This window comes from Streptococcus sp. HMSC36C04 (assembly GCF_001839535.1).
Taxonomy (GTDB): domain Bacteria; phylum Bacillota; class Bacilli; order Lactobacillales; family Streptococcaceae; genus Streptococcus; species Streptococcus hominis.
Genome location: NZ_KV841587.1, coordinates 183,497 through 202,769, shown reverse-complemented (window position 1 = coordinate 202,769; position 19,273 = coordinate 183,497). Strand labels below are relative to the sequence as shown.

Annotated in this window: 20 protein-coding genes, 2 tRNA genes and 1 other RNA gene; 2 read left to right on the top strand and 21 right to left on the bottom strand. The window is 39.3% G+C overall.

The window, feature by feature from the left end; genetic code table 11:
- Window positions 1-73: 73 nt before the first annotated feature.
- The 5 genes from HMPREF3249_RS04040 to rsgA are packed head-to-tail and all read right to left on the bottom strand — an operon-like array spanning window position 74 to window position 4,441.
- A complete protein-coding gene (locus tag HMPREF3249_RS04040; protein WP_003041828.1) occupies window positions 74-1,018 on the bottom strand; it encodes a 3'-5' exoribonuclease YhaM family protein in 945 nt (314 codons plus the stop codon).
- The gene (locus HMPREF3249_RS04035) at window positions 1,008-2,264 is read right to left on the bottom strand and encodes a DNA recombination protein RmuC (protein ID WP_003041776.1); all 1,257 of its coding nucleotides are present in this window, start codon (window positions 2,262-2,264) and stop codon (window positions 1,008-1,010) included. Before HMPREF3249_RS04035 ends, HMPREF3249_RS04040 begins: the two co-directional genes overlap by 11 nt.
- A gap of 1 nt (window position 2,265) precedes the next feature.
- Window positions 2,266-2,898 (bottom strand): thiamine diphosphokinase, encoded by a 633-nt coding sequence (locus tag HMPREF3249_RS04030; protein WP_003041807.1) that lies wholly within the window; start codon window positions 2,896-2,898, stop codon window positions 2,266-2,268.
- Window positions 2,891-3,550, bottom strand: a complete 660-nt coding sequence (rpe, locus tag HMPREF3249_RS04025) for a ribulose-phosphate 3-epimerase (protein ID WP_003041774.1) — start codon at window positions 3,548-3,550, stop codon at window positions 2,891-2,893. The genes HMPREF3249_RS04030 and rpe overlap by 8 nt, the downstream gene beginning before the upstream one ends.
- A gap of 12 nt (window positions 3,551-3,562) precedes the next feature.
- On the bottom strand, window positions 3,563-4,441 hold the full coding sequence (gene rsgA, locus HMPREF3249_RS04020; RefSeq protein WP_049533043.1) for a ribosome small subunit-dependent GTPase A: 879 nt from the start codon (window positions 4,439-4,441) through the stop codon (window positions 3,563-3,565).
- A 110-nt stretch (window positions 4,442-4,551) separates the two neighbouring features.
- On the opposite strand from rsgA, the gene HMPREF3249_RS04015 reads away from it, so the two are divergent.
- Both HMPREF3249_RS04015 and HMPREF3249_RS04010 read left to right on the top strand, forming a co-directional pair.
- Window positions 4,552-4,634, top strand: a tRNA-Leu gene (locus HMPREF3249_RS04015).
- Between the two features lie 125 nt (window positions 4,635-4,759).
- Window positions 4,760-4,848: transfer RNA gene (locus HMPREF3249_RS04010), tRNA-Ser, on the top strand.
- Window positions 4,849-4,907: 59 nt separating this feature from the next.
- Here HMPREF3249_RS04010 and rsmA read toward each other — a convergent pair.
- The 16 genes from rsmA to tadA form a co-directional block, all read right to left on the bottom strand.
- Entirely contained in the window at window positions 4,908-5,783 is an 876-nt protein-coding gene (rsmA, locus tag HMPREF3249_RS04005; RefSeq protein WP_003028680.1) for a 16S rRNA (adenine(1518)-N(6)/adenine(1519)-N(6))-dimethyltransferase RsmA, read from the bottom strand.
- An 18-nt stretch (window positions 5,784-5,801) separates the two neighbouring features.
- Window positions 5,802-6,518: a hypothetical protein gene (locus tag HMPREF3249_RS04000; protein WP_049514469.1), complete on the bottom strand. Its 717-nt coding sequence runs from the start codon at window positions 6,516-6,518 to the stop codon at window positions 5,802-5,804.
- A 323-nt stretch (window positions 6,519-6,841) separates the two neighbouring features.
- A complete protein-coding gene (locus HMPREF3249_RS03995; protein ID WP_003041802.1) occupies window positions 6,842-7,696 on the bottom strand; it encodes an SDR family NAD(P)-dependent oxidoreductase in 855 nt (284 codons plus the stop codon).
- A gap of 9 nt (window positions 7,697-7,705) precedes the next feature.
- Complete coding sequence (rnmV, locus tag HMPREF3249_RS03990; protein ID WP_003041752.1) at window positions 7,706-8,278, bottom strand: ribonuclease M5; 573 nt, start codon at window positions 8,276-8,278, stop codon at window positions 7,706-7,708.
- A complete protein-coding gene (locus HMPREF3249_RS03985; protein WP_003028689.1) occupies window positions 8,278-9,057 on the bottom strand; it encodes a TatD family hydrolase in 780 nt (259 codons plus the stop codon). Before HMPREF3249_RS03985 ends, rnmV begins: the two co-directional genes overlap by 1 nt.
- 129 nt (window positions 9,058-9,186) lie before the next feature.
- Window positions 9,187-9,321: a 50S ribosomal protein L34 gene (gene rpmH / locus HMPREF3249_RS03980; RefSeq protein ID WP_003026476.1), complete on the bottom strand. Its 135-nt coding sequence runs from the start codon at window positions 9,319-9,321 to the stop codon at window positions 9,187-9,189.
- A 154-nt stretch (window positions 9,322-9,475) separates the two neighbouring features.
- Complete coding sequence (locus HMPREF3249_RS03975) at window positions 9,476-10,108, bottom strand: hypothetical protein (protein WP_059221577.1); 633 nt, start codon at window positions 10,106-10,108, stop codon at window positions 9,476-9,478.
- 92 nt (window positions 10,109-10,200) lie between these two features.
- Window positions 10,201-11,238, bottom strand: a complete 1,038-nt coding sequence (jag, locus tag HMPREF3249_RS03970; protein ID WP_049533045.1) for an RNA-binding cell elongation regulator Jag/EloR — start codon at window positions 11,236-11,238, stop codon at window positions 10,201-10,203.
- A gap of 12 nt (window positions 11,239-11,250) precedes the next feature.
- Window positions 11,251-12,066 carry a YidC/Oxa1 family membrane protein insertase gene (locus HMPREF3249_RS03965; protein WP_003028697.1) on the bottom strand — a complete coding sequence of 272 codons (816 nt, stop codon included), beginning with the start codon at window positions 12,064-12,066 and terminating at the stop codon, window positions 11,251-11,253.
- A complete protein-coding gene (rnpA, locus tag HMPREF3249_RS03960) occupies window positions 12,050-12,409 on the bottom strand; it encodes a ribonuclease P protein component (RefSeq protein WP_003028698.1) in 360 nt (119 codons plus the stop codon). Before rnpA ends, HMPREF3249_RS03965 begins: the two co-directional genes overlap by 17 nt.
- Window positions 12,410-12,673: 264 nt before the next feature.
- Window positions 12,674-14,185, bottom strand: coding sequence for a glycerol kinase GlpK (gene glpK / locus HMPREF3249_RS03955; protein ID WP_059221579.1), 1,512 nt, complete (start codon window positions 14,183-14,185; stop codon window positions 12,674-12,676).
- A gap of 152 nt (window positions 14,186-14,337) precedes the next feature.
- Window positions 14,338-15,687 (bottom strand): glucose-6-phosphate isomerase, encoded by a 1,350-nt coding sequence (locus tag HMPREF3249_RS03950; RefSeq protein ID WP_003026484.1) that lies wholly within the window; start codon window positions 15,685-15,687, stop codon window positions 14,338-14,340.
- 238 nt (window positions 15,688-15,925) lie between these two features.
- Window positions 15,926-17,173: an MFS transporter gene (locus HMPREF3249_RS03945; RefSeq protein WP_059221581.1), complete on the bottom strand. Its 1,248-nt coding sequence runs from the start codon at window positions 17,171-17,173 to the stop codon at window positions 15,926-15,928.
- Window positions 17,174-17,354: 181 nt separating this feature from the next.
- Window positions 17,355-18,221: an Rgg/GadR/MutR family transcriptional regulator gene (locus tag HMPREF3249_RS03940; RefSeq protein WP_059221583.1), complete on the bottom strand. Its 867-nt coding sequence runs from the start codon at window positions 18,219-18,221 to the stop codon at window positions 17,355-17,357.
- Window positions 18,222-18,319: 98 nt separating this feature from the next.
- Window positions 18,320-18,415: signal recognition particle sRNA small type (gene ffs, locus HMPREF3249_RS03935), an RNA gene on the bottom strand.
- Between the two features lie 147 nt (window positions 18,416-18,562).
- Window positions 18,563-19,030 (bottom strand): tRNA adenosine(34) deaminase TadA, encoded by a 468-nt coding sequence (gene tadA / locus HMPREF3249_RS03930; protein WP_059221585.1) that lies wholly within the window; start codon window positions 19,028-19,030, stop codon window positions 18,563-18,565.
- Between the last annotated feature and the right edge of the window lie 243 nt (window positions 19,031-19,273).

The following is a 19,273-nucleotide window of genomic DNA, read 5'->3' as shown; positions in this document are numbered from 1 at the left end:
TATTTTCTTCATTATATCATAATCAGTCCAAAAAACGAACATTATTTTTGCAATAACATTCGTTTTTCGTTTTTTACTTATCAAAATTAGGCTTATAGAAAGAGCGGTTGTCCATAGCAAAAATTCGATTGGTCATCTCACCCTCGCCAACCAAGGCTAGAGCCGAAGTCATCATCATCATTTCCGCATCTAAATTATCAATCATGTGGATAATTTCAGCTTCCATGATTTTCGGACGCACTGGACTACCGTATTCCAACAGGCCGTGATGACTTAGCAAAACATGACGGAGAATAATGACCTCTTCTCTAGTGTCGTCAATTTTTAATTCTGCCAACACCTTTGTTATTTCTTCATCAATCAAAGCGATGTGTCCGATGAGATTGCCTCGAACAGTGTATTCTGTTTGCTCTGGGCCTGTCAATTCCAGCACCTTTGCTAAATCATGGAGCATAATTCCTGCATAAAGTAAACTCTTATTTAGTTGCGGGTAAATCTCACCAATAGCATTTGCTAGCCGCACCATAGTCGCAGTATGAAAAGCAAGTCCTGCCTCAAAAGCGTGGTGATTGGTTTTCGCTGCTGGATAGGAGTAAAATTCTTTATCGTATTTAGCATACAAAGCCCGTACCACACGCTGCCAAACTGGATTTTCAATTTTAAAAATCATTTGCGAGAGATAGTCACGTAACTCCTGGACATCAACCGGTGGTTTTTCCTTAAAATCAGCTGGATTGTTTGGCTCACCAACTTTTGGCAGACGTAGTGTAATTTGATTCACTTGCGGAGTATTGTTATATACTTCTCTGCGCCCTTGCATATGGATGACTTTTCCAGCAGTAAATTCTTCCACATTGTGCGGTTGTGCATCCCACAATTTCCCTTCAATCGTTCCAGTGTCATCTTGAAAGGTGAATGCCAAATAGTTTTTCCCTGCCCTTGTTTGACGAAGTTCAGCAGATTTGATGAGGTAAAACCCCTCAAACAGCTCGTCTTTTTTCATTTGGTTAATCTTCATATTCTTCCTCTTCATCTTGGAAATCTAGTAGACCGTTGAAGTCCGACTTATCCGAAATTTCAATATGGCGCAAAGTTCGCTCGATAGCATTGGTTCTGCGCGTCAGCAATTCATCAATATTGCCAGAAGCATGTTGCAGATGTTTTTGTGCCTTGAGCAAAATGCCACCAAATTTATTAAATTCTGATTTGACATTGCCCAAAACCTTACTGATGTCATCTGCACTTCGTTGAATGTTGAGCGTTTTAAAACCAACCGAAAGCGAATTGAGTAGGGCAGACAACGTAGACGGTCCTGCGACCACAATCTGCTCGTCTCGACGCAAACTGTCAAAGAATTCCGGATTGCGAACGACTTCTGAATAAAGCCCTTCCGTTGGTAAAAACATCACGCCAAAGTTTGTTGTTGCAGGAGGCGCTAAGTATTTCTTATTGATGTCCTTGGCAAAACGTTTGACGCTCGCTAGCAAAGACTTGCGATACAAATCAATCTCTTCTTTGTTTCCTGATTCATAAGCATCCTCTAATCGATAGTAGTCAGCAAGCGGAAACTTGGAATCAATCGGCAAATAGATATATTCTTTTTCCACTTGCCCCGGTAATTTAATCGCGTACTCTACGCGTTCACTAGAGCCTGCAACTGTCGCAAATTCGCGTTCGTACTGGCTCGGTGTCATAATATCTTCAATAATCTGACCGAGTTGCAATTCACCTAAAATTCCACGCGTTTTGGTATTGGAGAGCACTTTATTTAGAGTGCCCACATCACGCGCTACATGTTGCATCTCGCCTAGACCACGATTGACTGACTCCAACTGTTTAGAAACCGTTTCAAAGGAGGTTTGCAACCGCGTCTGCAGCGTTTTCTCTAATTTTTCTTCCACTGTTTGGCGCATTTGTTCTAAACGACGGTCATTTGACTCCTGAATCTGACGCATTCGTTCGTCTGTCTTATCACGATTTTTAGTTAGATTCTCGCTTATCTCTAACCGCATTTCCGTTAAATTTCGATGTAAATCCGTACGCACCTCACCCAAACGATCTCCCAGAGCCAATTCCAGTTGTTGCTGTGCTAGAAGGCGTTGCTGCCGCTCCTGCTCAAAACGGTAATCCAACTGATCAGATAATTGATCGGCTTGATCTTCAAAAATCTTCTTCGCTTGGTCTGTCTGTTGCTGATTCTTTTGCCACAAAAGAAAGGTCACAATAAGATCTCCCAGCAATAAGAGGATAATTATAAACTCCATACTAACTCCTGTCTTTGCTATAAATGACAATAACATAACCTGATTGGCACTCTAAAAAAACGGGTTCATCTATAAATTCGTTAGAAGCATACACTTTTTTGAAAAAATAATTGGATTCGTTTAAAGGATATTTGGCTCCTTCAATCGTTAACTGACTATTGCTCACAGGCATAAAGGCTAGATAATTCATACCAGCTACTGGCTTTATCTCGTGACGCCCTTGAGGACAATAGCTGAGCTCATTTTGCGCACTACAAAGCCGAATTTGTTGCATATAAGGCGTGATTTCTGGATCGCTCGGCAAGAAAATATTTGCCAAAGTATGATCCAAGCGCCCACCAAAAGCACCAAAAATCGTTAGTTGCGCCTGTGGATAACGTGCAAAAACAGCTTTGACAGCCAACTCTAAATCCGTATCATCTTTTTCAGATTGTGCTTGAAGTACCTCTTTAGATTGAGAATAAATCAAAGCCAACTCTTTCTCCGAAACGGAATCAAAATCACCGACCGCTAGGTCTGGACAAATACCTTGTTCAATGAGAAGTAGACTCCCCCTATCTACTCCGATAAAGAGGTCGAAATCCATTTGAAAGCTATCTATCGTCCCACCAGCAAAGAGAGCAATTTTAGTCATGCAATGCTTCTTTCAAAGTTTGAACCTGATGAGCGACATCACCTTTGAACACATAACTACCTGCCACAAAGACATTAGCACCGGCCTCTTTGGCAATGCGAATGGTTTCACCATCAATACCACCGTCTACTTCAATATCAAAGTCTAGTTGGTTCACTTCTCTCAAAACGACTAATTCGCGTACTTTATCCATTGTTTCTGGTAGAAAAGCTTGTCCACCGAAGCCCGGATTGACAGTCATTACTAAGACTTGGTCAACCAGATTAAGTACGTTTTTCACCGCTTCAACAGGCGTTCCCGGATTGATAACAACACTTGCCTTGACACCAGCTGTCCGAATCTTTTGCAAAGCTCCGTGAATATGTGGTGTTGCTTCAGCATGGATGCTGATAATATCTGCACCCGCACGAGCAAAATCTTCAATATGGTGTTCTGGATTGGAGACCATAAGATGACAATCAAATACCAATCTACTGTGTGGTCGCATGCTCGCAACCACACCTGCGCCGAAGCTGATATTGGGAACAAAATGTCCGTCCATAATATCAATATGAGCGTACTCTGCCCCTGTGGCTTCTAATTTTTTCAATTCTGATTCAAAGTTTGCATAGTCTGCACTTAAAATAGACGGTGCAATTTTATAAGATTTCATTTAGCTTCCTCCTCATTTAGGTTGCTTTTTAACTGCTTTTTTATAGATTTCACGACGATGTTCAATTTCACTCAAAAATTGCAAGTAATCTTCAAATCGAAAGGCTGCAATTGTTCCATTTTCAACGGCAGGTTTCACCGCACAGTTTGGCTCATGCGTATGGGTACAGGTTCGGAATTTACAGCTGCGACTGACTTCAGCAATTTCAGGAAATGCTCGGTTTAAATCCTCCGCATTGTCCACTTCGTAATCCAAGGAAGAAAACCCCGGCGTATCCGCAATTTTTCCTCCATTAAGATTGTAAAAACTGACAGCTCGTGTCGTATGACGACCGCGACCAAGGCTTTCTGAAATCTCCCCTGTTTCCAATTTCAGATCCGGTGCAATTTTATTAAGCAAAGTGGACTTACCAACTCCTGTCTGCCCCATAAAGACCGTCTTTTTTCTGATTAAAAACTGCAATAGTTCTTCTACTGTTTTGGCAGTATCATAACCAATAGCTTGGTAAACCTCAAGGAAAACATCTAGCTCCTTGTCGTCCTCCAACAAATCCAATTTACTGATATAAATAATCGGATGAATGGCTTTCTGCTCCAAAAGAACTAAGAACCGATCCAAAAGATTGGGATTAAAATCTGGCTCTTTGGCACTCATTATCACGACAGCCTGATCGATATTAACAATAGGTGGGCGTACCAGACTGTTTTTTCGCTCTGCTATTTTTAAAATGTATCCTTCAGAATCTTTCTCAGCAGAAAATTCGACCTCATCTCCCACATAGGGAGTTTGACCTTTCTTGCGAAAATTCCCTCTTGCTCTGGTCTGATACACCTTGCCTTCTGACTCTACATAATAGAAGCCAGCCAAGGCTTTCACAATTGTTCCTTTCAAATGAACTCCTTTAACCTTAATAAGTTCATTATATCAAAAAAACAAGTATTTTGCTTTTTAGTGCAAAAAAATGATGAAAAACGTTGCCAATGTGGTATAATAGATACCGAGCGGAAATGGCGGAACGGCAGACGCGCATGCTTCAGGCGCATGTGTCCATTCGGACGTGAGGGTTCAAATCCCTTTTTCCGCATTTTTATTTTGTTAGGTGTTTTGGTATTGCAGCTTATGCTGCGCTTTGCTTTCTCTCCTAAAACGAAATACCCTATTTTGAATGCTTCTATCGAGCCCATTCAAAAATTCCTTATTCTAAATTTTGGAAAGGTGGCCCAGCTTGGTACGGCACCGGACTCGAAATCCGGCAAATGGATTTTATTCATGCGCGGGTTCAAATCCCGTCCTTTCCTTATAAAGAACCTCACTAAAATGAACTTAGTGAGGCTTTTTGTTTACAATATTATCCAACTTATCTGAATCCCTCGTCATATAAGCTGTCTGCTAAATGCGCAAATTCTTGCAAATCAAGCGCTTCTCCTCGTACACTTGGAGATAACTCAGCATTGTCCAAAGCGGACTCTAGCTTTGTTTTGACTTCATTAGACTTCCCAAAATAACTGGTCAGATTATTCCAGAGGGTTTTCCGGCGGTGGGTAAAACTAGCTTTTGAGACTTTGAAGAAGAAGGCTTCATCCTTGACCCCAACTGCTGGCTGGTCTCTGCGGACCATCTTGAGGATAGCCGAATCCACATTTGGAGCGGGAACAAAGACCGTCCGTGGTACGATAAAAGCAACCTTTGCGGTCATATAATACTGCACCGCTATTGACAAACTGCCATAAGATTTACTATTGGGCTGCGCCGAGATACGATCAGCCACTTCTCGCTGCATCATCACGACAAATTCACTAAAAGGAATGCCACTCTCAATCAAGTGCATGAGGATAGGAGTAGTAATATAGTAGGGCAGGTTGGCCACCACTTTGATAGGAAGATTTGGATTAGCAAATTCCTTGATTCGGGCTTGCAAGTCTGACTTAAGAATATCTTCATTGACCACGCGCACATTGTCAAAATCCCGCAGAGTATCTGCCAAAATCGGCACCAAGCGATCATCAATTTCAAAAGCCATAACTTCGGCTGTATTTTCCGCCAAAAACTCAGTCAGTGCCCCGATGCCTGGTCCGATTTCGATAACATTAACATTCTCATCAATCTCAGCTGTGTCCACAATTTTTTGTAAAATATTGGTATCAGTCAAGAAATTCTGACCGAACGATTTTTTAAAAGTAAAGCCATGACGCTCAAGCACAGCCCGCGTCACACTATAATCCGCAATTCTCATAAATCTCTTTTCTATCTGTTATCTGAATAAAATATATAAAATTCGCATAATTCCCAGCACAAGCAAAATCCAAAATGCCGGATGAATACGGCGTTTAGTTTCTGTTGAAGTAGATTCAGTCACATCAGTCATTTGCTTGTTTTTTTGATTTTTACCTTTCTTCAACTCATCTTGGTAGGCAACCGAATTTAGAATATTATCTACTGGCAACATGTCTGAAGCATAATCATCTGGGAAACCCATAGCTATCCCAAGCAAATCTTTATCTGTTAAAGAAAAATCCAAATCTTTCGGTTGATTTTGCTGAATAGCACGGACATTTTTTAAAAGTTTGTCAGAAGCAATAGGCAACTCGTCCATAGAAATAATTTCTAAAACGTCAAATCCTAGCGTATCACCCTCTTTGATATTTGCAGTAATGTAACACACAAAGTCATCGTACAGTTGCAAAGTTTGTGGAGCATGCTGCTCTAAAAAGGAGCGATTGCGACGAGCATTCTGATGAAAGTTTTCAACAGAAAGAGTAATCCCCATATCCTGTGTCCGATAAAATTCTTCTGTTTTTCCTTTATCTTCTTTTTCAAGCTCTTCTGCTTTTTGCCATAGAGCAATGGCTGTTTGCAACTCTTCTTCACCCCAAAACAGTTGCCAGAAATAAGGAATCATATAAATTCCCTCTGCTAAAACACGTGCCTCATCTCCGTTTTTTAAATAAATATAGCTTCTATTTGCCATCTCGCTTCCTTTCGTATTTTTTTCATTCCATCTCAACATCTGTCAATCCAATCTCAAATAATTCTAGTCGTTTGAGCAATTGTTTCTCATTTGGATAGCCCATGCAGAATTCTTCAACTCAGAATCCACAACATTTTTGGACATCAACTTCATATGAAACCAGTAGTACATAATGTTTCATTAGTGACATCAGTCATCATCACTGTCAAGCACTTCAAACACAATCTTTTGTAAATATCAAAATTGACATATTATCGCCAGCTAAATCCCCCTTACCACTCATCATGCTTAAAAAACATACTAAACGCTATAATATTCGACTATCATTCTCCGGTTTTCTCTGTTGTTAGTTGCGTCAAAATTCGGTAGAGTTTCTCTTGTGCCTCTTGATCATAAACCGAGCGATTGGCTTTGACCTCTTGGCATTTTTCATTGTATAAAAAGCCGTTATAGCTGTTTCCCGTGGCGAGAGCGACATAGGTTTGTGCCATTTCTTCAGGCGAAATTGAGAATCGAGATTTCAGTTTGTATAGGTTTTTCATAAAGGAAGAAAGGTGACTATAACGCTTCATATCTACCTTAACACTAGGTACTCTGATAGCCTGAATTGTAACGTCTTTGTACCTTGCTCTCATCGCTAAGGTCAGCATCAGAAGCGCTAATTTGTTCTGGTAATAAGTTTTTGAAGGGCTGTAAGATTGTTCGCCCTTTAGATTATCAAAATTCAATTTAATAAAAGGATAGGCTTGTAAACCTTGCGATGAAATATTGAGAATGCGACCACTCTCGGACTCTTTCAATAAGGAAATAAAAGACTGGGATAGCAAAAAAGGAGTTACAACATTGGTCGCAAACTGCTTTTCCAATCCATCTTTGGTTAAAACTGGTTGCTTAATTGATAAATCAAAGTCAGCAGCATTATTTATCAAGACATCAAGCGCTCCTTGAGTCTGGATATAATTTTCAATAGCTGTTTTGGTACTCGTTAAGTCAGAAAGATCTGCTAATAGGTAGCTGACATGAGAATTACCAGTTTCACTAATGATTGTCTCACAGGCGCTCTCAGCTCTCTCTTTACTACGACAAAAAATCGTTACCTGCCAGCCTTTATCAGCTAGCTGTTTAGCTGCTTGATAACCTATCCCGCTATTTCCACCTGTTATGATACATTTTTTCATACTATTCCTTTACTTTTCACTTTCTTGATAATGCGCCATCACGCTCTCAACTTTTGCTAAATTTATTCCAAATAATTCCAAGCGTTTAAGCAACTGTTTCCCATTTGAATAGCCAATGCGGAGTTCTTCTCCTAAAAATTCACGACGTTTGCGGCTGTCATTGCCTGCCAGAAATCCTAAGCGAATCAAATCTGAATGTGTGATATCAAAATCAGTCTTTTTTTCAAAATTTTTAGTTACCTGAGAAAGAGCGGCTTTTAAATCTTCATAAGAAGCATGCTCGATCCCCAATGACTTCCCTTTATTTTTAGACTTAGGAGCGGCCTCATCACGCCTTAAAAAAGCATGTTGAACACTAGGAATAGCGGTCATAATCATTCTACGAATCCGCTCGCCATTGACATCTGGATCGGTAAAAACGATCACTCCATGCAAGTTATGGAGATGTTTGATGCGTTGAATGTCTTTTTGACAAATCGCAGACCCTCTCGTTTCATAAGTTTCTACGTCAAAGTATCTTTTAAGGTTAGCTGTATCATCTCGACCTTCTACAACGATGACTTGAGAAATTTTTTCTTTCATCAATCTTCTTTCAAATTAAATATTCGCAGCGCATTTTCATAGGTCGCTTGCGCAACTTCTCCGACAGTCAAACTACGAAGTTCTGCAATCTTGTCTACAACATAGCGAGTATAAGCCGTCCGGTTTTCACGACCACGTTTTGGAACAGGAGCTAAGTAAGGTGCATCAGTTTCAACTAGGATTTTATCCAAAGGGAGGTTTTGCGCAGCTTCCTGCACATCTACAGCCTTCTTAAACGTGACCACACCCGAAAATGAAATCATCATACCAAGCTGGATAAAACGCTCTGCCATTTCCAAAGAACCTGAATAAGAGTGCATAATGCCGCCACGAGGACCAACACCTTCACTTTTAATAATCTCATATGTGTCGTCCAAGGCATCACGAGTGTGCACTACAAAAGGCAAGTCAAGATCTTTTGATAATTGAATCTGCCGCCGAAAAACTCGCTCTTGCATCTCTTTCGGTGCTGTCATCCAATGATAATCCAATCCAATTTCACCAAGGGCAATAACTTTGGGAGCATGCAAATGACTGACAAGCATGTCCTCCACTTCCTGCGTGTAAGAACCTGCCTCCGTCGGATGCCAGCCAATCGTACTGTAAAGCTCATCATATTGACGAGACAGCGCTAGCGACTTTTCAATGGTTTCTGCATCAAAACCCACAATATTCATCTTGGTAACACCTAACTCGCGTGCAAAAACAATTTCTTCAGCTTCTTTGCCTGCAAAATTGTCCACGTTGAGGTGTGTATGTGTGTCAAAAATGTTCATCATTCATTCCTCTTTATATCAGTTTCTATTATATCAAAATCTCTGAGCAAATGCAGATTGTCCCTTTGTTCTCCAACAAAAAAACCAGCGGTCTCGAGTTTCCGTTGGTTCTTCATCTTGTATTCGTTTGGATTATGCAGCCAAAACTTTGCGTCCTTTACGACGACGGCTAGCAAGCACGCGACGACCGTTTTTAGTTGCCATACGATGACGGAAACCGTGTTTGCGCGCACGACGGATTTTACTTGGTTGATAAGTACGTTTCACTTTGAATACCTCCTCTTAGATTCTTGTATTCGTTTAGCCGGCTATTGTGATCAGTTACTAAACATACTTTACTATTCTATATGATTCTAAGCCTTTTGTCAATAGCAGCGCGAAATTGTTTTTGCTAAATCTAAAAAAAGGTTGCTTAAACCTCTTATAATTCTCTGGTTGCCTCATAAAAAGGAATGAGAGTTGTCATAGCCTTCTGGAGTTGCTCCAACACTTGTCTTACCGATGTGGCTTGGGCTAAATCTACATCGTATTTTACTAAGACTTTACGAACTTGCCCTATTTTTACTTGTCGGATCAAATACTGCCGATTCTCTTCTGCCCCAGCAAATCGTTGACTGATACCATTTATTTGAGTCAAGTAATAAACTGGAGCTGTGATTGGCACCTGCAACACTCGATTTTGCTTCGTCAGACTGGTTTCATCTTTCTTGCGCTCGATAAAGCTAACTTCTAACGATACTCCAAAATCTCCTGGCTTCCCATATAAACGCAGAGCAAACATTGGTTCTGTGATATCGCCATAACCACACAAATAGTTCCAAAAATGGGGACGCAAAATTTGTGCTTGATTCATCCAGTTGCTGGTACGCTCCAGAGTTAATTTTGGATAAAATCTTTGAAATTGCTTAACCAAGTCCGAAAATTCCGCGCGTGCTGCCTGACCTTTCCGTTTAAAATCAAGCATCATTTCTCTCAATTCTCCCGCTTTATCAGGAGAAATATATTTATTTCCTTGTAATGCTAAGTATGTTTCAATAGCTAGAAAAATAGACATATAAGCTCCCTTCTTCTCAATCCCAAGTGCCGCAAATAGCAGATCAAGCGGAAAGAAAGACTGAAAAGAAATTCTTCCCAGTCCTCAGTTTATTATTCACTGTCAATATCCACGACAACATAACGATTTGGCTCATCACCTTCTGAATAGCTGGTAAGTCCGTCCATTTTAGAAATGATACGGTGGATAATTTTCCGCTCATTGTTGGACATTGGGTCGGTTTTTTGACTATGCTGGTATTCCAACACACGGTCAGCCAATTTTTGAGCGTAGCTTTGTAGAACTTCTGCTCGATGTTCTACATAATCATTAACATTGATAGAAATGTAAAAACTCTTAGAATAGCGATTATAAAGATAATTCTGTGCCAACAATTGAAGAGCTTTCAGCACTTTTCCGTGATAGCCGATAATGCGACCAGGCTCATTGGTATCAATCTGCATATTGATTGTCCGACGATTATGAGCACTTGCAATGCTAGCTTCAACGTCCATTTCGTCCACGATGTTTTGCACATAACCTGTCACACTCGCAACAACTTCTTCAACATCATAATCTTCTTCCACTTGAATGCCCAAATCTTCAAAATCAGCCGGCTCCTCAGCTATCGGTTGGACTTCCGAGTGCTTTTCTACAGCCTGCCCAAAAGCAATAATCTTGTCAGTTGGCTTTTCTTCTTGAGCGACCGATTTTTGAAAATTTACGATGTCACTATCTTTCAATAAGTCAATTGTGCCTGTTTCTTCAAGAATCGTGCTGGCTTCTTTTTCGTGCTTCAAAATTTCAGCTTTCACATCATCTGAGATTTCCTTGCCTTCTTCTTCGATTTTTTTAATGGCTGCAACAACATGTCCTAAGTCAACAGTTGCTTCACTCACGCTTTTAACGGGCTCATTTTGAGCATTGATTTCTTCCGGAACACCTTTGACAGCTTTTTGGTTAGCTTTTACTACCGTTGTTTCGTTAATAGGTTCCACATCAACTTGGGCTAATTTCTTGCCAAATAATCCTAAAAATCCTTTTTTCTCACGAGAAATCACTTTGATATGTGCTTTCATCCGTGGAATATCTAACTCGCGCAAGCCATTTTGAATAGCTTCTTCAACACTCGCTCCTGTAAATAATACCATACAAGCGCCTCCTTACTTTTTCTTTTTTTGTGCTTTACGATAAGCACGTTTTTTCTTTTCTTCACGTTCCCGCTCAGCAGTCGCTTTCGCTTCTCTTTCTGCAATGATTTTATATGGATTGCTCAGTAAAAGCGTTTGGAACACTTGATACGCGTACGATGTGCTCCAATACAAAGCAACCCCACTCGCTACACTCATGGCAAAGAAGAAAACAAACAGTGGCATGACAAACATCATTCCTGTCATCAAGCCATTGCGTTCCGCCATTCCTTTATTGCTCAACCAAGTACTCAAAAAGGTGAAAACGGCTGCTAAAACCGGCAAAATATAATAGGGGTCTGTCGCGCCCAGATTCAGCCAGAGAAAATGCCCTACTTTGAGAAATTCAACGCGTGTCAAGGCATGATACAAGGCAATCAACACAGGCATTTGAATGAGCAAGGGCCAAAATGATGCCGATGGCTTTACTCCTAATTCCTTATACAGCTTTTGTGTTTCTTCTGCCAAACGACTGCGACTTTCCATGTCGCGTCCTGGATACTTCGCCTGCAATTCTTTCACTAACGGCTGCGCTTCCTGCATTTTCCGAGAAGCATTAATTTGCAATTGGAAAACAGGCAAAAGAACTGTCCGAATAATCAATGTGAAAAGGATAATCCCAATTCCTGTACTTCCATTGAATGACAGAAAACGAATCGTTACGGCGAAGAAATAGACAAATCTCTCCCATAAATCCGGCGAACTCGCTGTAACCTCACTCGTCCCACACGCTGTTAAGATGAGCGAAGCTAAAATTAAAAGCCCCACCAGTTTACTTTTCTTTTTCACTACTCAAACCTTCCTGATAAATTTTTGCTATTTTTAGTACATGAAGCAAATTTTGCTCTAATTCTTGATAAGTCAGAATTTCCACACCTTTTCGTGCAATAACGACAAAATCAAGCGTTGCTAACTCTGCTTGATGAACTATCAAAACGTGTCGAATACGGCGTTTAATCTTATTGCGCATTACCGCATTTCCTAGCTTTTTACTGACGGATATTCCAACTCGAAAGTGTTTTTGCTTCTTTTCTAATGTATAAATGACGAATTTTCTATTGGCAAAACTTTGCCCACTTTTGAAAATCGCATTAAAATCTTTCTCGCTCTTGACGCGATAGCTTTTCTTCAAAACTCAACTCCATCTACCAAAATTATATCTATTATACCATAATTTTCAAAAAAACCAATAAGAGCAGGTATATTCACCATTTTACTAATTTTCCAAGCTAAATTAGAATGAATTTTGTGAGCTGTTCTGCTTAAAATTTTATGCGAAAGCTATTTAAAATGGTAAACACGAAAAAGCGACTAAGATCTATTCCTAACCGCTTCTCTACGCCTGATACTCAATGATTGCACGTATTTATAAATTTGGGCAACACCATATTTTCAATTATTTATTAGATTCTTTTGCAAAAAATTGTGTGGCTGCAACTGCTGCTTTCCAGCCTTGGTACAATTTTTGGCGCTCTAGTTCTGGCATAGTTGGCTGGAATATTTCCCCAACCGCATTTAATGTTTTTAGCTCCTCCATGTCTTTCCAATAGCCAACCGCAAGTCCTGCTAGAAAAGCTGCTCCAAGAGCCGTTGTTTCCAAATTTGCCGCACGCGCTAACTCAATTCCCAGAATATCTGCTTGAAACTGCATGAGGAAATCATTCATGGCAGCACCACCATCTACCTTCAGGACTTGGATAGCTGTATCTGTGTCCATTTGCATCGTATCAATGATATCGCGCACTTGATAAGCAATGGATTGCAGAGTTGCTTTGATAAAATCTTCTTTACTCGTTCCACGTGTCAATCCAAAAATAGAACCTCTTGCTTCTGGATCCCAATAAGGCGCTCCAAGGCCTGTAAAAGCTGGAACAACATACACTTCATTTTCATTGGTGGAATTTTTTGCATATTTCTCAGATTCAGGTGAATTAGAAATCATGCGCAGGCCGTCACGAAGCCACTGAATAGCACTACCCGCAATAAAAATCGAACCTTCCAAAGCATAAGTCACTTTGCCATTTATCCCATAACCAATGGTTGTCAAAAGATTATTTTTTGATAAATTGCATTCCTGACCAGTATTCATAATGATGAAAGAGCCTGTCCCATAAGTATTCTTCACCATTCCTGGCTCAAATGCTAATTGCCCAAAGAGAGCTGCCTGCTGATCGCCCGCCATTCCTGCAATTGGTACCTCTCCACCATAAAAATGATAGGGTGCTGTTTTGCCATAAATTTCTGAATTCGAGCGAACTTCTGGCAACATAGCCTTAGGAATATTGAGCAAGGATAAAATCTCATCATCCCATTGTAACTCTTTGATATTGTATAGCATGGTCCGCGCTGCATTTGAATAATCTGTCACATGAGCCGCACCATCCGTTAATTTCCAAACCAACCAGGTATCAATCGTACCAAAAAGCAATTCTCCTCGCTCTGCACGTTCCTGCGCGCCCTCTACCTGATCCAAAATCCAGCGTACCTTGGTCGCAGAGAAATAAGCATCTATGATTAAACCTGTTTTTTGATGAAAGAAATCTACATATCCATCTTGCTTGAGCTTTTCTGCTAAAGGAGCTGTTTGCCGAGACTGCCAGACAATGGCATTGTAAATGGGCAAACCCGTTTTCTTATCCCACACAACTGTTGTCTCCCGTTGATTGGTAATGCCAATTGCTTCAATCTCTGTGGGCTTGATGCCACTTTCAATAAAAGCATTTGCAATGACCGACTGCACAGAATTCCAAATCTCATTTGCATTGTGCTCAACCCAGCCCGCCTGTGGAAAAATCTGAGTAAACTCTTTTTGACTCGTAGCAACCTTCTCACCTTTCTTATTGAAAATAATCGCCCGTGAGCTGGTTGTTCCTTGGTCAATCGCCATGATATAAGTTTCTTGTGACATAAAGCGCCTCCGTTGTATAATCTGCTTTTATTATACACAATAAAGCGCTTTCTTTCTATCCTTTTCTTCTGTTTTTGTGAAAATTTCACTCAATTATATGCTTGGCGTATAAAAAACGACTCCTTTTCAGAAGTCGTTCCATTGTATACAAATTACAAACGAGCGTTCAATTCTTTGCTCAATTCTTCAAATCCTGGTTTTCCAAGAAGAGCAAACATATTTTTCTTATATGCTTCTACACCTGGTTGGTCAAATGGGTTAATAGCATTCAAGTAGCCAGAAATAGCGATAGCCAGTTCAAAGAAGTAAATAGTGTACCCAAGAGTAAAGGCATCTTGCTCTGGAAGAGTGACATACATATTTGGCACGTCACCGTCAGTATGAGCCAGAAGTACACCGTCTGTCGCTTTCTTGTTAACAAAGTCAACATCTTTTCCTTGAAGATATCCAAGTCCGTCTAAGTCTTCTGCCAATTCAGGAATCGTCACGTTTTTGCGTGGTTTGTCCACACGGACAACTGTTTCAAACATAATACGCGCACCTTCTTGGATGAATTGCCCAAGAGAGTGAAGGTCTGTTGAGAAATTAGCAGATGTTGGATAAATACCTTTTTGGTCTTTTCCTTCTGACTCACCAGCTAATTGTTTCCACCATTCTGAGAAGTATTGCAGAGATGGTTCGTAGTTAACCAAAATTTCAGTCGCATAGCCTTTGCGATAAAGGATATTACGAAGAGCTGCGTACTGATAAGCTTCGTTTTCTGCAATCTTATCTGAAGTGTAGTCCTTACGAGCAGCATTAGCACCTTCCATAAGGGCTTTGATGTCTGCGCCTGATGCTGCAATTGGTAGAAGTCCTACTGCTGTCAATACAGAGAAACGTCCGCCAATGTCATCTGGCACCACAAATGTTTCCCAACCATTGGCATCTGCTTCCACCTTAACTGCACCTTTTTGGCGGTCAGTTGTCGCATAGATACGTTTGTTAGCTTCAGCTTCACCATATTTTTTAATCAAAAGTTCTTTGAAGACACGGAATGCGATGGCAGGTTCTGTCGTTGTTCCTGATTTAGAAATCACATTAACTGAGAAATCTTTATCTGAGACGTATTCGACCAAGTCTGCAAGGTAAGTAGATGAAATAGAATTTCCAGCATAAAGGATTTGTGGAGCTTTGCGTTCTTCTTTGGTTTGCAAGTTTGCAAAATGATTGCTCAAGAAATCAATCGCTGCTTTTGCTCCAAGGTATGACCCACCAATCCCAATCACGACCAAAACATCGCTGTCTGATTTAATTTGTTCTGCCGCTTTCAAAATGCGAGCGAATTCTTCTTTGTCATAGTTTTCTGGAAGGTCAAGCCAGCCACGGAAGTCACTTCCTGCACCAGTTCCTTTGCGCAACAGTTCATCTGCCGCAGAAACTTGTGTTTGCATGTAATCTACTTCATGCGGTGCAACAAATTTTCCAAGCACGTTTGAGTAATTAAACTGAATATGTGTCATTATAGTCCTCCAATTTTTCTTCTCTACTATGATACCGCTTTACTACTTTTTTATCAAGCAATTTTCTTGACTAAAACGTTTCCAAATTGTTTTTTTATAATTAACTTTCAAAAATCGCAATCTCATACCAACCTTTAAAGCAATCGTTTGCGTAAATCAAAAAATAATCACACACAGAATACTTCTAAAATAAAAAATAGAGGAAAATAAATAGTAGCCTAATCTTAGGTTCTAGAGTTTAACTAATGTTTCCTTTTTTGAGTCGATTATTTTGCAGAGACAGCAAAAATGCCAACAGTGAAAAGACAACAAAAATAAACCAGCACAAGTAGATATTGTAGGCAGAGAGAACTGAAAAGAGGACCGTTCCTAAAGGCAAAGAGAAGGTAAATAACAATCCGAGAAAGTTATTGCTTTGAGCCAGGACATCAGACGGTAGATTTGCCATTAACATAGCATCTAGTTTAGGCGTGGATTTCCCCATTATGTAAGCAGAAAAAGCTAGGATAATAATCCCAATGATTGGTGGCAATCCTACTAAGTTGCTAATGCCAACTAATCCAAATGAAGAACTATTTATTATGAGCAGAAATGAGAATGATTTTTTTGAAAAATAATCGTGAGGTGTTAAACTTCCTAAAATGGCGCCAACCAGCAAAACGACTTCTACGATTAGGAGAGATTGTGCATAAGTCAGGTAAAAAATGGTATGTTTTAAAAAGTAAAAATTGTAAATACTGTTAATAGCTCCTCCCATCATATTCAAAGTTAAAATCGCAAGTAACAAGTGAATGAATGAAGCATTTTCGGATTCTTGAAAAATCAACTCCATATTTTGATAAAGCATTTTAAATTGCGTAAAAAGAGAAATTTTTTCAGGAGTTGCTACCACAGCTTCATGGGTTAATTGACGACGCTTGTGCAAAAGCACTAAAGAAGAGGCTAGAAATGACAACGCATTGATTATGGCAACTAGTGCAAAATTATTGTCTGAAGTTGCGAGCAACCAGACCCCTACTGTTTGTCCAGTAATGCTGCATAAATAAGTGATAAATTGCGTAAAGGAATAGGCTTCAAATAAATCATCTTTTTCTAAATTCTTTTGCAAAATCGGCATTCTTAACCCACCAGCATAGTCACTTAACATATCTGTTAGCACATTCAAAAAACAGATAATTGCAAAAATAAGAAATGTCTTATTAGAAATCAGAAAAGCTACTCCTGTAAATAGAAGTGCCTGAACAAGGCCGATAACAATCATGAAATCGCCTTTTCTACCTGTCCTATCAGCTTGTACTCCTATCCAAAATGTGAAAAGTGTAGGAATAATTGTAATGATATTTGCAATAAACACAGCTGTATTGGCATAAGGCAAACTAGCAGCATAAATCACAAACACAATATTGTATAAATAAGACCCCATTAGATTAAGCATCCGAGAGAGCGTAATACTTCTATATAATGCATTTGAGAAGAATAATTTCATATCAAGTTTCCTTTCAAACTTTTGTTGCACTAAGTATAACTTGAAAAGCGACTTCCAAAACAAAATTGTCATATATTCAACTCCGTTTTTGAGCAAAAAAATAAGGAAAGCAGTCTATTTTTTATTCCATAGACTCATTTCCTCACTTTAAATTTTTTTGCAAAAAAGTTCCGATTGTCATTTATTCACATTCTTTTAACCAATCAGACATATTTTTGGAGTAATAATCAGCACTCTGCTTGCAACCTATGATTTCAAGGGTTGATATAGCATTTTTCATTTTTGTAAGACCTTCATCTCTCTTTTCCAAAATATAATCATGCTGTCCATCTGCAAATAAATAGACAATTCTCAGGTATGCATCATTTTCATCAAAAAATTTTTCTTTGATTTTTTTATCAAAATAAGCAGCTTTTGTTAAACTTTTTTCTGCAATGGATTTAAACAAACCATTTAAAAGAATCGTGTAAATATAGTTTTTGTTCTTCTGTAAATCTCCTAAAAAATCAACCTTTTGAAGCATTTCTCGAACATATCGAAAGTAAAGATCAAGAGGGAGCAAGGCGGCAATATCTGAAAACAAGTGTAATTCATACTCTCCCCAGATTTCAACAGAAAATAAATAATCATATAAAAAATTCAACTCAATCTCTGTTGCTTGAATGGTTTCATCTAAGAAAAACATGTGACCTTTGATAACAATCGCATTTAGGATATACTTTTCTTCCTGTTCAGACTGATATTGATTCATTTCATTGTGGTACATTTCCCATAATGTATTCATATCTTTCTTTTCCTGAGCTTGCCACAGTTTATTTTTTAACAAAGTATAGGAAGTGGGCTGGAAGCCACGCACCAAATAGACAAATTCTTCTAATTCTGTTCTAATATTCTCTAGACCAATTAACAGTTTTGAAGCCGAAATATCTGACGTCCCATTTTCAAATTTACTAAGCATGGAGTAGGAAAATTCTTCTCCTGTTGCCGCCTTAAGAGAGATGTGCCGACCTGTTCGCAGTTCTCTAAAAATTTCACCCATGTAATACATATGTCTTTCCTTTACTGAAAAATGATATTGATTCATCACTGAATGTTGTCTTTTGAAAAATCCTTTCAACACACACTTTAGCAATCGTTCATACTTCTTCATATACAAAAAGAGCACACAATCCACACTCGCTTAGGGCTGCTGGATTCCTCCCCTGACCCGCTTCACGCAGAATTGTTGCTCCGATAAGTATTATACCATAAATTTGTTTTTGTGCCAATCAAGATTTTCTTTTTCTCAAAAAAGAATAGATATTCAGAGCGAAAAATTGCTAACCTAGCAATAATAACATTAACTCTGCCACTATCTGGATAAAATCATAGCCTTCTTAACAAAACGCTTCATTTTTGTCTCCTCTTTCTAAAAAAATCTTGCATCATCTGAGCACATTCTGCTTCCAAAATCCCACTTTCAAGCTCAACTCGGTGATTAAGTCGCTCATCTGTTAGAATATCATAGAGGCTACCGGCAGCACCAAATTTTTGATTTTTTGCTCCGTAAATAACCTGCGGAATGCGAGCTAGACCAATAGCACCGCTACACATGACACAAGGCTCAATGGTGACAAAAAGAGTCGTGTCTAACAAGCGCCAGCTTTTTTCATAAGCGTTGGCTTCTTCAATCGCCATCACCTCAGCATGCATGACCGCTCGCTGCAATTCCTCACGCGCATTGTGCCCACGACCGATAATCTTCCCGTCCTTGACAATAACACAACCAATCGGAATTTCATCATTAGCAAGCGCAATCTCTGCTTCTTTCAAGGCTTCTAGCATGAATTCTTCTTTTTCTTCGCGAGTATATTCCATCTTCTCATCTCTTCTTCAGTTCATTTTCACTCTGCTTTCCATTATATCATAAGACAAAGAGAAAGAAAAAAAGCCACTTTACAGTGACTTTCAGGAGATTATTATGAAAAAGTTTAGGATTTCTATCAAATAAAGTTAGGAGGTCTTCATCTGATGATGTTAGTATAAACCCGCTAGCTTAAAATTAACTTAAGAAGAGATGTATTATTTAAAATTTTTTAAATTCTTTGTTTTTTACGCATA

Coding starts and splice junctions, on each gene's coding strand:
- rnmV (WP_003041752.1), bottom strand. CDS start 8,278: ATGAAAGAAAAAATTTCTCAAGTCATCGTTGTAGAAGGTCGAGATGAT.
- HMPREF3249_RS04035 (WP_003041776.1), bottom strand. CDS start 2,264: ATGGAGTTTATAATTATCCTCTTATTGCTGGGAGATCTTATTGTGACC.
- rpe (WP_003041774.1), bottom strand. CDS start 3,550: ATGAAATCTTATAAAATTGCACCGTCTATTTTAAGTGCAGACTATGCA.
- HMPREF3249_RS04030 (WP_003041807.1), bottom strand. CDS start 2,898: ATGACTAAAATTGCTCTCTTTGCTGGTGGGACGATAGATAGCTTTCAA.
- HMPREF3249_RS03950 (WP_003026484.1), bottom strand. CDS start 15,687: ATGACACATATTCAGTTTAATTACTCAAACGTGCTTGGAAAATTTGTT.
- HMPREF3249_RS04040 (WP_003041828.1), bottom strand. CDS start 1,018: ATGAAGATTAACCAAATGAAAAAAGACGAGCTGTTTGAGGGGTTTTAC.
- HMPREF3249_RS03975 (WP_059221577.1), bottom strand. CDS start 10,108: ATGTCTATTTTTCTAGCTATTGAAACATACTTAGCATTACAAGGAAAT.
- glpK (WP_059221579.1), bottom strand. CDS start 14,185: ATGTCACAAGAAACTTATATCATGGCGATTGACCAAGGAACAACCAGC.
- jag (WP_049533045.1), bottom strand. CDS start 11,238: ATGGTATTATTTACAGGAGCGAGTGTTGAAGAAGCTATTCAAAATGGC.
- HMPREF3249_RS03985 (WP_003028689.1), bottom strand. CDS start 9,057: ATGATGAACATTTTTGACACACATACACACCTCAACGTGGACAATTTT.
- tadA (WP_059221585.1), bottom strand. CDS start 19,030: ATGGAATATACTCGCGAAGAAAAAGAAGAATTCATGCTAGAAGCCTTG.
- rsmA (WP_003028680.1), bottom strand. CDS start 5,783: ATGAGAATTGCGGATTATAGTGTGACGCGGGCTGTGCTTGAGCGTCAT.
- HMPREF3249_RS03940 (WP_059221583.1), bottom strand. CDS start 18,221: ATGTATTACATGGGTGAAATTTTTAGAGAACTGCGAACAGGTCGGCAC.
- HMPREF3249_RS04000 (WP_049514469.1), bottom strand. CDS start 6,518: ATGGCAAATAGAAGCTATATTTATTTAAAAAACGGAGATGAGGCACGT.
- HMPREF3249_RS03995 (WP_003041802.1), bottom strand. CDS start 7,696: ATGAAAAAATGTATCATAACAGGTGGAAATAGCGGGATAGGTTATCAA.
- HMPREF3249_RS03945 (WP_059221581.1), bottom strand. CDS start 17,173: ATGAAATTATTCTTCTCAAATGCATTATATAGAAGTATTACGCTCTCT.